This window comes from Photobacterium pectinilyticum (assembly GCF_024357955.1).
In the GTDB taxonomy this organism is placed as follows: Bacteria; Pseudomonadota; Gammaproteobacteria; order Enterobacterales; family Vibrionaceae; genus Photobacterium; species Photobacterium pectinilyticum.
Genome location: NZ_JANEYT010000111.1, coordinates 1 through 12,873, shown reverse-complemented (window position 1 = coordinate 12,873; position 12,873 = coordinate 1). Strand labels below are relative to the sequence as shown.

General features: G+C 44.7%; 10 protein-coding genes. 5 read left to right on the top strand and 5 right to left on the bottom strand.

What is annotated here, in order from left to right; genetic code table 11:
• Positions 1-73 precede the first annotated feature (73 nt).
• A complete protein-coding gene (locus tag NHN17_RS24065) occupies positions 74-529 on the bottom strand; it encodes a hypothetical protein (protein ID WP_255045200.1) in 456 nt (151 codons plus the stop codon).
• A 412-nt stretch (positions 530-941) separates the two neighbouring features.
• On the opposite strand from NHN17_RS24065, the gene NHN17_RS24060 reads away from it, so the two are divergent.
• A complete protein-coding gene (locus NHN17_RS24060) occupies positions 942-1,907 on the top strand; it encodes a TDT family transporter (protein ID WP_255045199.1) in 966 nt (321 codons plus the stop codon).
• Between the two features lie 138 nt (positions 1,908-2,045).
• On the top strand, positions 2,046-2,432 hold the full coding sequence (locus tag NHN17_RS24055) for a DUF2799 domain-containing protein (RefSeq protein ID WP_255045198.1): 387 nt from the start codon (positions 2,046-2,048) through the stop codon (positions 2,430-2,432).
• Between the two features lie 1,134 nt (positions 2,433-3,566).
• Here the strand turns inward: NHN17_RS24055 and NHN17_RS26005 are convergent.
• The 4 genes from NHN17_RS26005 to NHN17_RS24035 all read right to left on the bottom strand — a co-directional run bounded on the left by NHN17_RS26005 (position 3,567) and on the right by NHN17_RS24035 (position 8,172).
• Positions 3,567-4,271: a 4'-phosphopantetheinyl transferase family protein gene (locus NHN17_RS26005; RefSeq protein ID WP_255045197.1), complete on the bottom strand. Its 705-nt coding sequence runs from the start codon at positions 4,269-4,271 to the stop codon at positions 3,567-3,569.
• On the bottom strand, positions 4,264-5,070 hold the full coding sequence (locus tag NHN17_RS24045) for a thioesterase II family protein (protein WP_255045196.1): 807 nt from the start codon (positions 5,068-5,070) through the stop codon (positions 4,264-4,266). Before NHN17_RS24045 ends, NHN17_RS26005 begins: the two co-directional genes overlap by 8 nt.
• Before the next feature lie 637 nt (positions 5,071-5,707).
• Positions 5,708-7,114, bottom strand: coding sequence for a glucuronate isomerase (gene uxaC, locus NHN17_RS24040; RefSeq protein ID WP_255045195.1), 1,407 nt, complete (start codon positions 7,112-7,114; stop codon positions 5,708-5,710).
• 71 nt (positions 7,115-7,185) lie between these two features.
• The gene (locus tag NHN17_RS24035) at positions 7,186-8,172 is read right to left on the bottom strand and encodes a TRAP transporter substrate-binding protein (RefSeq protein WP_255045194.1); all 987 of its coding nucleotides are present in this window, start codon (positions 8,170-8,172) and stop codon (positions 7,186-7,188) included.
• A gap of 204 nt (positions 8,173-8,376) precedes the next feature.
• Here NHN17_RS24035 and NHN17_RS24030 point away from each other — a divergent pair, with 204 nt between their 5' ends.
• The 3 genes from NHN17_RS24030 (at position 8,377) to NHN17_RS24020 (ending at position 12,576) form a co-directional block, all read left to right on the top strand.
• A complete protein-coding gene (locus tag NHN17_RS24030; RefSeq protein WP_255045193.1) occupies positions 8,377-8,895 on the top strand; it encodes a TRAP transporter small permease in 519 nt (172 codons plus the stop codon).
• A gap of 11 nt (positions 8,896-8,906) precedes the next feature.
• Positions 8,907-10,220 carry a TRAP transporter large permease gene (locus NHN17_RS24025; protein ID WP_255045192.1) on the top strand — a complete coding sequence of 438 codons (1,314 nt, stop codon included), beginning with the start codon at positions 8,907-8,909 and terminating at the stop codon, positions 10,218-10,220.
• Between the two features lie 349 nt (positions 10,221-10,569).
• On the top strand, positions 10,570-12,576 hold the full coding sequence (locus NHN17_RS24020; RefSeq protein WP_255045191.1) for a heparinase II/III domain-containing protein: 2,007 nt from the start codon (positions 10,570-10,572) through the stop codon (positions 12,574-12,576).
• Positions 12,577-12,873 lie beyond the last annotated feature (297 nt).

The following is a 12,873-nucleotide window of genomic DNA, read 5'->3' as shown; positions in this document are numbered from 1 at the left end:
TGAGGCTATCCATAGCGATGTGACTGTCTGAAAGAGTAACCTCAATTAGATCATATTTTTACTTAGATTGGTATTATCCATTAATTGATGGGTTTGCCAACCGATCACAGACAACAGCAGTAAAGTGGGGATAACGAAGGTAATGAGTAAAGTTTGGCGTATGGTCAAAGAGTTGAACGGGCTGATCATGGTTAACCTCTTGATATTTATAATTCCTTTTACGAATTAAAAATATCAAATAAACGTTATGATATCCGGTAACCCCATCACCAATTGAACAAATGCTGACGAAACAATCAATACAGAAGGAATTTACCATAAAGTTACCCACTGTTTTTGTGGATAACATTAAACAGACGTTTAAAAACAGCAGGTTAGTATTTTCAATGAAATGGCGATATTTTTTTAGCTGCAAAATAAAAGCCGCACCATTGCAGTGCGGCTTAGTTTTATCACTATTCTGTTGCTCCAGTCTACCTACACAGCACACATAGAGCGTTGATTGAAATACAACTTGAGGCTTCGCCACTCATTACGTTGAGTATGCCGTATCCGATATAGTCACAAATTTAAATCGGACATCTTTAGTGTTTGACGAAGAAGTACTTTGTTTTTTGTCACTTAACCAAATTGTAAACTAAGCAATACCGACGCTTAGTGTGGTTGATTCACATCAACCTGCTTCCTGTACCCTTGAGCCACATGTACGAAAACAGCTCATTCCTCCAGAAGCTAAATATAAATCAGCTCATTTACAGGTCACAAATTAAATATGGTACTAAATTCCACTTTTAGCAAACCTGATTTACCAAATCTTCGACCAAAATGTGACCGAGTCCAAACTCTGTTTTGATCCATCCCCCGTAATCTCACTACCAAACTGTTGTAAAATGCTCCCTTCTCCAATCTGTTTTATGTTCAACGAAGGTTTTTATAACTCAATGACAGCATTAACCAATGCTTTGATACACATTCCTACGGCCCAAGCCGCGTTGGCTTTAGCCTCAATGGGAACGGGCCTTGCCTGGTCACTGTACTTCCCTGAGCATGCCGATTGGTATCGCGGTATAGGTGCTCTGATCGGTGCTATGCTGCTGATCCCCGTGGTTCTTAAGTACTTGTTCAACCCTAAGCGTTTTATCCAGGACCTCCGCCACCCACTCTATGGGAGCTTAATGGCGCCGATGTCGATGACCTTGCTGGTCTTATCCGACTACCTATCTTCGCTCCATGTTGAAGTCGCTCGCTTTCTTTGGTACCCCGCACTGGCCTTGCATATGTTTATGATGGGGTTCTTCTTTTTCTGCCAAATCAAAAACTTTCGATTAACTAATATGTACCCAAGCTGGTTCCTCTACCCTGTAGGGGCAATTAGCGGTACCTTGGCTGGCCCACAGCTTGGTCACCACGATTTCGCTTTGGCCATGACAGATGCCTGTATCGCCATTTACTTCCTTATGTTACCTGTCGTGCTCTACCGTTTATGCTTTGCTGGACGACTGCCAAGACCAGCCCGACCGACGCTCGCTATCATGGCAGCCCCTGTCAACCTTTCGTTGACCGCTTATCTGTTGAATGTCAGTGAGCCGGACCCAGTCTTGACCGGTGCGTTAGCGGGAATAGGTATCACCATGACTATCTTGGTTTACCTGTGCTATTTCAATTTACTTAAGCAACGCTTTCAACCGTCATTGGCCGCAGTCACCTTCCCTTCGGTGATCAGCGCCGTTGCACTTGAGCGCCTTACGGACTGGTTTGCCATCTATTATCCACATTGGTCATGGCTCGAACGATTGGGTATTTTTGAAATGATCGTTGCGACAGGTCTCGTACTTTGGGTTGGTTGGAACTACCTCGGCTATTACTGGCCTCGCACAGCCCCCTCCCGGTTGCTATCTAACAGTTAGACCACAATAAAAAACGGGCTTTTATGCCCGTTTTTTCATAAGGATTTATACTTGAAGTGTAAGACCTGCCCAGCAGTCAGATAGCCTATCTATTTGCGCTAGCGGGATCACTTTCACACTTGCTTGCGGAGGTAGACGATGAAACACCTAGTTTTACTTGTAGCTGTCCTCGGCTTAGCGGCCTGCACCGGTCAGTCTTATGACACAGAACTGGCTCAAGAAAACCAATGGAAAATGATTGGTGTTAAAGACGGTAAAAATGGCCGCTTGGTTCGCACCGAGGCCGAACTGAATAGACTCAGTGAAATGCCTGAAGGCGCTATCAACGATTATCGCCTGGGTTACCAACAAGGTATTGAAGATTACTGCCTACCCTACAAAACCTATAAACATGGTAAGCAAGGGGAGCACTACACAGGCCAGTGTCTCAATACCAAGCATGAAAACTTGGCCACCCAAAGGTGGAAGGCTGGTTACCGTGAGTATGTTTCCGAACTAGATTTACTCTTGTTAAATAACGAATAACACAATAAAAAAGCGGCTCATTTTCATGACCCGCTTTTTTATTTAACTCTGTCTCGACAGCCACCCCACTGAAGGGCCTGCGATTTATTGTCGTCTTATTGCTTAGCTTCCTGCTGTTTGGCGTCCTGCTGTTGCTTTGCCTTCTGCTCATCCGCTTTTAGGCGAGCCAGTAAAATTTGGGGGATTGCTAACATTTCAATCATTTTGCCATCACACTGTGTAATTCATTGCCAAGGAACGACCAAACACTACCCTTAAGTGTGACCCGGTTCAAATTAATTTAATGTTTTCATGTAATAAAACAATAAAAAGTGGTGACGTCAACAACCGGAAACATTTTCATCCAATAGAAAAACCACCAGCACAGGCAAAACAAAATATTTTACTCTTGCACGAAAAAGAGCTTTTCAACATTCAATGTACCCGAACATACTGCATACATCACACAAATGAACAAAGTGTCAGATCTTAATCGGTAAATGCAACTAATTGAGCATTTACGTCAACTTCTATTCAGGTAAAAACACTATGCTGGTATCAGTATCTGTTTATGGAGAGAACGATGAAATTATCTGATATCAAGAGCCTCCGGCAGCTTAGCAGCCACTACCAAAAGAATACGCAGGGCAGTCTTCACCGCCGAAGAAGAAGTCGAGTTAGGGAAGAAAACCCAATTGAAGATTTGGCAGACACGACGGTTTGGTCTGGACGAAACCGCCGTTACAATACTGCTAATACTTAATACCAATCTGCAAAAAATTTGTTTAGTATTTTTGGTATAAGCCGTACCTACACATTGCTCTGATATTTGACCAGACAAGAAAAAACAGCCCTGAGCTTTCGCTCAGGGCCGTTTCCCGTTCCTAATATCCAGGGTTCCAATCAGGATATCAACTGGGCTTCCCCAGTCGGTCTCAATCACACAAGTGCAGTAGTAGAACTTTAAACCACTCTCCCCCGTTCTAAGGAGAATGATCTTTTATTCGCAATTTGATGCTCTCAAATCTTGAAAGCAATTTATCATATAATTTTACAATTACAAAAAATATTTGAGTAATTGCTGTTTTATTTGATTTTACTCCTGAGATGGAGTCAAAGCATCATATCACCCCTAGGTTATACACAAAATTTAACCTACATTGGCCATTCAAGATGCCTGAACAGCGGAGCTGCATTATTAAGTGTAGCCCAAGACACTGTATGTCCCAGCGGCTGAGTGCAACCGAGCTTAATGTCCCGATCCTTTTCTCCGGCGACCTCCACAGCTATCGGCTCATCAATTGAAATACTCAACTTGGCCAAATCGTAATACAATCCCCATCCTTTCTGCTTCAAATAGGCTTCCTTCAGAGTCCAGTACCGCATAAAACCTTCACTCTTTTGGTCTGCAGGCAAACGCGCTAAACTTTTGCGCTCAGCATTCGTCAGCACGGCAAACTTCAATGATTCAATCTCACTCACGGACATACGGCTCGGCGATTCGACATCGATCCCCACTTCGCCATAGCGGCTGACCATCAAGGCGCTGCAGTCGTCACTGTGGCTTAAGTTGAAAAACAAACCTGTCTGTCCGCTTAGGTATGGCTTGCCGTAGCGGCCTTGAGAAAATGCCAACTCGCTCCCAGTGCAGCCAAGGTTGTCGACGAGGATCCTGCGCATAAACCTGTGGCTGACCGTATACCTCGCTTTGTCCTTCTCGAACACAAACCGATCAACTTGCTCCTGTTCGCACTTTGCAAGATCGCGGTAAAGCCGAGGCCAGTTTTCAACGTTATTGCCCATGATATAGATGATATCGCGAGCCGATATGTCATCGACGTTACTCTCCCCCCTAGGCACTAAACCTTCTCCGGCCTGAAGTCAAACTACCCATCTGCGTTTCTATCAAACTACAAATCCGGGGATACTCGGTATTGAGGAAGAAATGCTCGCCATCGAACGCCGTGATAGCAAATGCCCCTTGAGTATATTTTTGCCAACCTTCGATATCGTCCCTATCGGCAACGTCATCGGCGCGACCATAGAGCGCACGAATTGGGCAACTAACCGATTGTGAGGGGTCAAAATAATGGGTTTCGTGTATTTTGAAGTCGCCGCGAAGCATCGGCAGCAGTAGCAGCATAGTTTCTCGATGCTCAAGGATCTGAGGTACTGTCCCACCGTATTCACGTAGTTCACTGACAAGCTCAGACTCAGGTAGGGCATGCAGTTGTCGCTTCTTACTCTTCCTTTCTGGTGAACGAAAACCTGATACGATTAGGAGTTCAGGTGTGCAACCATATTGTTTTTCCATATAACGGGCCAACTCAAAAGCAATCAAAGCCCCCATGCTATGACCGAAGAACACGCATGGCTTATCCATCAAAGCCTTTACTATCGGTGCCAGCGTTTCAACCAACAGCTCAAGGTCAGTTATCACCGGCTCGGAGAACCTGACCTCCCGGCCCGGTAGCTTCAACGCCCACACTTCCGCCTGTGACAGGTGCGCTGGCCACTGACGGTAGATATTGGCACCACCACCCGAAAAAGGAAAACAAATCAATCGATAATCAACATTGTCGTGATTTGAAAAATTAGCAAACCACGCTTCGATGGCTTTCGCTGGCTTTGCATTGACAACTTTCAACTGAGCTTTCATGCCTACTTTCAACATCCTATGTTTAGTATCACTGTCAAATACCATAAATTGATCGGAATAACGGGCTATTTCGTCAATAGCCCTGGCTGAAAAACATGAAAACGATATCAGGTTTATGAGCGGATAGCCCTCTGGCTACCATCTCTTTATGCCACTGCCTGCGCATAATGGAAGCTATATCGGCTTCTTCACTAATCGTGAAGGTGGCACGGTATTCAAATGGCTTACGCCGACCTTCAGGGTATGGCTAGATCGATGACTCCTATCAATGGTTTTCCTCCGTCTGACGGATTTGTCAGTTTCGCCGGGCAAAAAAAAGCCAGCACTTATGTGCTGACTTTGATTGGTAAATCACACCTCATCCAGGCTTCGCAGCAACATATATAACAGGTTACTGGTCGCTGGGTTATCTGGCGCCTGGTAAGTATGCGCCCTAAATGAAAAAAAAACCGAACCGGGAGCAAAATACAATAAGCTTTATCTAAAGCGACTTGCAACAAAATAGATGATCAACACTAAAACCAAATTATCTTTAGATCATGCTTAGTTCTGGCTCCAAAGCCATCAACTGGCGGCCTAAATTCAGGGCACACACAGCGCAGTCTATATAAGCATAATCTGTTGCATTTAGTTTATATTACAAATCAAAATACTGCTTGGCATTGTAGTAACAAATACCTTCGACAGTTTGCTTAAGTAACGCTTCATCGTTCGGTAACTCACCGTCTTTAACCCATTGGCCGATCAAGTTACACAAGATACGTCGGAAGTACTCATGGCGAGGCATAGACAACAAGCTTCGCGAGTCAGTTAGCATACCAACAAAACGTCCTAGCATACCTAGGTTACCCAGTGTTGTAAGCTGGTCGATCATGCCAAGTTTCTGGTCGTTGAACCACCAGCCGGAACCGAATTGGATCTTACCTGGGCCAAAGTCACTGTCTTGGAAAGCACCAATAAGGGTGGCAACCATCGCATTGTCGCGTGGGTTTAGGCAGTAGACAATGGTCTTGGTAAGCTGATGTTTATAGTCTAGGTCGCTAAGCAGGTTGCCTAGGTTTGCAGCAAAAATCTGATCATCCATTGAACTAAAGCCAGTCGCTCCACCCAATTCTTCAAAGCGGCGAGCGTTTGGATCCTGAAGAACGCCAATATGAAGCTGCATAGTCCAACCAAGCTGATGGTTTTTCTGCCCAATAAAATGGAAGATCTGAGTCTTAAAGACCTCTACTTCATGAGCATTGATCGCTACACCAGCCAACACTTTTTTGAATACCAAATCCGCGTCTTCCACAGTAGAAGCAGCGTAAGGCACTACCTTGATGCCCATATCTGATAGACGGCAGCCCACTTCATGGAAATAGGTAAACCGCTGGTCTAGGGCAGAGAACAACTCATCAAGCGAGGTAATATTGATGTCCGTTTTTTCAGCTAAGCCTGAAACCCAGCTTAGGAACTTGTTCGTGTTCTCGATGTAGAACAAATCGTCTGAGCGGAAGGTAGGCAGCACTTTGACCTCAAAGCCTTCGTCAGCCAACGCTTTGTGGTACTCAAGATCGCTAAGTGGATCATCAGTGGTGCATAGTGATTCAACGTTCATCATACGAAGCAAGTTACGTGCACTGTGACTAGGCCGTTTAAGCTGCTCGTTACAGGTTTCCCAAATCTGAGCCGCATTTTGCTCGTTGATAATCAGATCAATATCAAAGTAGCGTTGCAGCTCAAGGTGGTTCCAGTGGTATAGCGGGTTACCAATTAGGTAAGGTACGCTTTGGCACCACTTATCAAACTTATCGCGAGAGTCTGCATCACCAGTAATAAAGGACTCGTCAATACCATTAGCACGCATCGCACGCCACTTATAATGGTCATGCCCCAACCAAGCTTCTGCAATAGAAGAGAACTGAACATCGTCATAGATCTCTTTAGGACTCAAGTGGTTATGGTAGTCGATGATCGGCAGTGACTTCGCGTAGTCATGGTAAAGATGCTGTGCGATTTCGTTACTAAGTAAAAAGTTATCGTCGAGAAATTTTTTATTCATTGTATTACCTTTGAAAGACAGACAAACACGCTACCTGAAGTTGCTTCCAGGTAGCGTGCAGGTTGACCTTATTATTGCTGAGCTAGTTTGATTTGATTTAGGAACTCGTAAACTTCTGGCTCATTTTTTTCCAGATCTTGATACATAGGCTGAATCGATTGAATCATTTGCTGACGCTGCTCTTCTGTTGGCTGAACAATAGTTACCCCCATTTGATCAACCGCTTTTTGTTGCAGCGCCATCTCCATATCCCAACCAGTGGTGTAGCTATAGTTCATCGCATCTACCGCCGCTTCGCGAACGATCGCTTGCTGATCTTCTGATAGGCGGTTCCATGCACGGTTGCTGATTGCAATAACGTTTGCCATCTGTACATGGTTGTCTTCAAAGAAATATTTAGCAATTTCACCATGACGTGCTGTGTATAACGATGGGCCAGCACCTTCCACACCATCAACCATACCTTGCTGTAGTGCAGAGAATACTTCTCCGTATGGTGTTGGAGTTGGGATACCACCGATGTTCTCAACTAAACGAATCATTGTGTTCGACTCTTGAACACGCAGTTTCATCCCCTTCAAATCTTCTGGGCCGTTGATTGGCTTTGGAGAGTAATAACCACGAGGTGTCATCATGATGTAACCCAAACCGATAAAGCCACGCTTTTCTGTCGACTCAAGTAGTTCTTGGCCAAGCTCACCAGACACAACTTCGTGCATTTTTTCTGTGCTTTCAAAAACGTATGGGTAGTTAAGCGCTTTGTATTTAGGTTCAATGTTCTCAAGCATTGAACTATCAACTTTAGTCATATCTAGCAGGCCATTAGTAACCTGCTCAAGCATTTCACGCTGGGTACCAAGCTGCGAGTTAGGGAAAATTCGAACACGAATGTCTCCATCTGACTTTTCAGCAACTGCTTGGGCAAACATTTCAAAATACTGGCCAGTTGGACCGTCTGGATGAGTGTTATGGCCAAGGCGTAATGTAGCTGCGTTAGCAGCAAATGCACTAAAAGTTAAACCAGCGATAAGGGCAGCATTGAGTTTGTTTAGTTTCATGGTTCTATCCAATTAAACGTTTTGAGTTGAAATCAATATAAATCTAAACCTCACAAATGGAAATAGATAGAAATCACAATTCCTTTTTATTGAAACGATATTTTATTTTTATTGTTACATCGATCTTATTTTTGAAATTAATCCATTGAAATAGCGCTTCAGATGGACAGAATGACACCAGGATTTTTACAGGAGCATGTTTTCATGTTGAACTTTGTTCGAAAGCTATTTGATCGGGTCATTGGGACCGGGGTCAGTATTCTCACCATTAGTTTGGTGACGTGCGTGGTATGGCAAGTGTTTTCCCGCTTTGTCTTGCATTCACCAAGTACATCAACCGATGAGATTGCGCGCTTTCTATTAATGTGGTGCGGCCTGACTGGTTCAGCCTATATGGTCGGCCAAAACCAACACCTTGCAATTGAAATGCTAGGTACACGTTTGACAGGAATTAAGAAGCTGGTACTGAATATAATTGTACAGCTGTTTATCGCTAAGTTTGCCATGATGGTTATGATTTACGGAGGTATCGTGCAGTACAACAATATCTCTATGACAGGCCAGCTTACGCCTTCTCTCGGTATGCCTATGTCTTACATTTATATTGTGGTACCTATCTCTGGGTTGATCATTTTGTTGTACAACATGCTAAATATCGCGGATTACGCGAATGAGATCGCCGAAGAAAAACGAAAGCAAAATTTAAAGCTGTCTGAAGTATAGGGAGAGGAAATATGAGTCTTGAAATTCAGATGATGCTGGTGATGCTAGTCACCTTTGTAATAACCTCATTCGGCCTGGGCGTTCCGGTCGCGTTTTCTATTGGCCTTTCAACTATTGCTGCAACCATGATGATGTTCCCACTGGAACAATCAATCCTGATTGTGGCGCAGAAAATGATCACCGGCGTAGATAACTTCGCATTCCTTGCACTGCCATTCTTCATGCTGGCAGGTAACATTATGCGCGTTGGGGGGATTGCCGATAAGCTAATCAACGTTGCATTACTACTAGTTGGCCGTCTGCCAGGCGCACTATCACACACAAATATCGTAGCTAACACGATGTTTGGTACGGTTTCTGGTTCAGCAATTGGTTCTGCAGCTGCAGTTGGTGGTGTTATGGTACCCGCGCAGAAAGCAAAAGGTTATGATCCCGCTTTTGCTACTGCGGTAAACATCGCTTCATGTCCAATTGGTATGATTATCCCGCCATCGGGCGCGTTGATCACATACTCTCTACTAAGTGGTGGTACATCAATTGCCGGTTTATTCCTAGCAGGTTACATCCCTGGCCTACTGATTGCCCTATCGCTAATGTTTGTGACCTACTTCTGGACTAAGCGTAAGGGCTACCCGAAAGAAGACCGCATTACTTGGGCTATTGTTAAAAAGACACTTTTGGAAGCAATTCCGGCACTTGGCTTGGTAGTGATTATCCTTGGCGGTATCATCGGTGGCGTGTTTACCGCCACAGAAGCATCTGCAATTGCGGTTGTGTACTCACTGGCGCTAGCGATGTTCTACTACAAGCAAATGGGGTTGCGTGATATTCCTCGCGTATTCGGTGAGGCAATGCTATCGGCTACGGTTATCCTTGTCCTAATCGGTATCTCTAGCTCAATGTCTTGGACTATGTCGATTGCTGATATCCCATACATGGTTGGTAGCACAATGCTAGGCATTTCTGAAAACCCAATCATCGTTCTATTCCTTATAAACATCATGCTGCTGTTTATTGGTGTGTTTATGGATGGCGCACCAGCCAAGCTGATCTTTATCCCTATCTTACTGCCAATTGTGACTCAGTTTGGTATGGATCCAATCCAGTTCGGTATCCTAATCACCTTTAACCTATGTATTGGCCTATGTACTCCGCCAGTAGGTACGGCTCTGTTTGCCGGCTGTAAAATTGGTGACGTGCCAGTAGCCAGTGTAATTAAACCGCTAATCCCACTTTGGGTCGCGCAGATAGCGGTACTTATGCTAATCACCTACGTACCATGGGTTACTATGTGGCTGCCAAACCTATTTGGCTACGGCATGTAACCTTCTCACTTAGAGATTGAACCCGGAAAAGCCAGTAGGGTATCCCTGCTGGCTTTTGTTATATTCCCCCCCCCAGCAAACATCTATCCCTTTACGCGCCCTACCACACACAGCCCAACCCAACCCAACCCAACCCAACCCAACCCAAAATAATTAAAACAATGTTTCACGTATCACAAAACAAGAATTTTATTATCGATCACGATAGCTTTTAAGTGAATAATGAACCATTGTTTCAAAAACAGCTTGGGTTACCATAGCATCAGCCTGATCTTGCATTAGGCCAAAAATTTGCTTACACCAAGCCGCAAAAATTTAATCTAATAGCTTCTCAGGGGAGTAAGTGAGTATGCTGCAGTTCTCATCACAACAGATGGTCGCGATTAAAAACAAAGCCACTCAATCTATGATTGATGCGCTGAAAAACGACAATGAAGTAGTGCTGAACAATCCGGTGTTGGTTCCTGAAGATGGCCGCGCAACATGGAATCTTTATTACTTTTGCCCGGAACACGGAGTACGCCTAACATGGGATCGCGATAAGCCCCTGTCACACATCTGCCCTGTTGATGGTAAAGAGTTTACCGGTGAACCGTATGACGGTGCTTGGTGGCGCTGGCTAAATGGGTTGAACGCCAAAGCCTGTTACGATTTGGGCTTGCTGTGGCAAATTACCGAGGAGCCGATATATCTAGAAAAAGTTCGCGAAATCTTACTAGCATATGCAACTTACTACCCTGATTACGAAGTTCACGGTGGTATTCCTTACAATGGGCCAGGGAAAGCAAACGCACAAACCTTATGTGAAGCAAACTGCCATATTGATTTAGCGCGTGGCTATGATTTCATTAAGCAAGCACTGACAGAGCAAGAGCAGGACAAAATTGAAAAGCGCTTGCTACGTGAAGGGGCCGAGTTCTTAATGGAGCATCGTTCCGCTCAGCTGCATAACCATGAAATGAAAATCAATGCGACTATCGGTGTGATTGGACTGATTCTCGATGACCACCGCTATATCGACTTCGCGCTAAATACCGACTACGGAATCCACTACCAGCTAAACCATGGTTGCCTTGGTGAAGGTATGTGGTTTGAAGGCTCAGTGCATTATCACTATTACGCCCTGCAAGCTCTGCTGAACTTTGAAAAGATCGCCCATAGCACACCATATTCTGTGAGCAGCAACCCGAACTACCTCAAGATGATGAAGTTCCCACTCAAACTGGTGATGAATAATGGTGATTTCCCTCGCTTGAACGACAGTATTGCCGGGCAAGAAAAGCTAACTCATGCACACCTATTTGAGTTTGCCTACAAGCAAACACCGTGTGAGGAATTTGCACAAGTATTGACGAGCATCTACCAAAATATCAGCCGCGATAATATCGATGCGTTGCTGTATGGTGTCGATGAGCTGCCAAATGCTGAGCCGATAAAATGTCAATCAATGCACGCTGAGCAAGCGGGCCTGACTATCTGCTATGACGAAGCTCGCAACAATTCAATGCTACTTAAGCACGCTCCTTATGGTGGTGAACACGATCACTATGACCGCCTTGGCTTGATCTTGAACCGAAACGGTAAAGAGATCCTACCGGATCTAGGTACCACAGGTTACGGCGCAGAGCTCCACTACGGTTATTACAAAAACACTGCCACCCACAATACCTTGGTCGTTAACCAGCAAAACCAGTCTCCGATCAATCCGACACTACTCAACTACCAGCAGAATGATAAATATACTCTGGTCGCAAGCGAAGCGAACTGGGCAAACGAACCAGCTGAAGTCGACAGCCACACTCTCGTACAGTGGGATGAAGAGGCATACCGTGATGTCTGTTTCCGCCGAGCTATTCTTTGGTTAGGAGATGCAGCAGTTGAGCTGAATACGGTTATTAACCCACATCAGCAACAATTAGATTTAACTTACCACGTGCGCGGCACACACCTTGCCAATGAACAACGTAAATCAATCGTTAACCCGTTAAGCGGTGCTTTGGAGCGCATGCGTGATGTCCAGTTAATAGAAAGCCAGACTGAATTCACTCAGGGCTATGCCATTGAAGGACAGCCTGAATTCAACCAGCACTTTGCAGCTGATCGTGAAGTAGATGTTATTACTGGTTATGCACCTGATAACCCTGCAACCTCTGAAATCGCTTATAGTTTGGTACGCTCAAACCAACCTGAGTTGAAAACTGTGCTGTTGCACGATTTGTCTGAAAAGCAAGCGTATCAGCTAGAAAAAGTCATTTGGAACGATGCGCAAGTGGAGTTCAGCCTAACCCATTCAAACCTTACGCGCCGTTTCCAGTACAACCTGGCCAACAACCAGATCAGTGAATTAGCTAAGTAGCAACTTCACCCGATCACCTGCTTAGTTTGCCAACAGCAAATTAGGTTTATTAAGAATGAACAAGGCCTAGCTATTAGCTAGGCCTTTGATTTAAATCACAACCGCCTCATCTACCCCAAGAGCCAGCTCCCTAGCAATACGCTCTCATAATGCCCTCAGACAACCGATCAACCACAACTATGGGCAAAGAAGTTTCCATTTGGTTATATTATTGCTTGTGATACCAAACTGGAAAATTAACTGGTCAGGTTGATCCACTCTCTTGAACACATTTTTGATACCCTTTGGGGACTCGTC

Coding starts and splice junctions, on each gene's coding strand:
- NHN17_RS24060 (WP_255045199.1), top strand. CDS start 942: ATGACAGCATTAACCAATGCTTTGATACACATTCCTACGGCCCAAGCC.
- NHN17_RS24055 (WP_255045198.1), top strand. CDS start 2,046: ATGAAACACCTAGTTTTACTTGTAGCTGTCCTCGGCTTAGCGGCCTGC.
- NHN17_RS24045 (WP_255045196.1), bottom strand. CDS start 5,070: ATGAAAGCTCAGTTGAAAGTTGTCAATGCAAAGCCAGCGAAAGCCATC.
- uxaC (WP_255045195.1), bottom strand. CDS start 7,114: ATGAATAAAAAATTTCTCGACGATAACTTTTTACTTAGTAACGAAATC.
- NHN17_RS24035 (WP_255045194.1), bottom strand. CDS start 8,172: ATGAAACTAAACAAACTCAATGCTGCCCTTATCGCTGGTTTAACTTTT.
- NHN17_RS24030 (WP_255045193.1), top strand. CDS start 8,377: ATGTTGAACTTTGTTCGAAAGCTATTTGATCGGGTCATTGGGACCGGG.
- NHN17_RS24025 (WP_255045192.1), top strand. CDS start 8,907: ATGAGTCTTGAAATTCAGATGATGCTGGTGATGCTAGTCACCTTTGTA.
- NHN17_RS24020 (WP_255045191.1), top strand. CDS start 10,570: ATGCTGCAGTTCTCATCACAACAGATGGTCGCGATTAAAAACAAAGCC.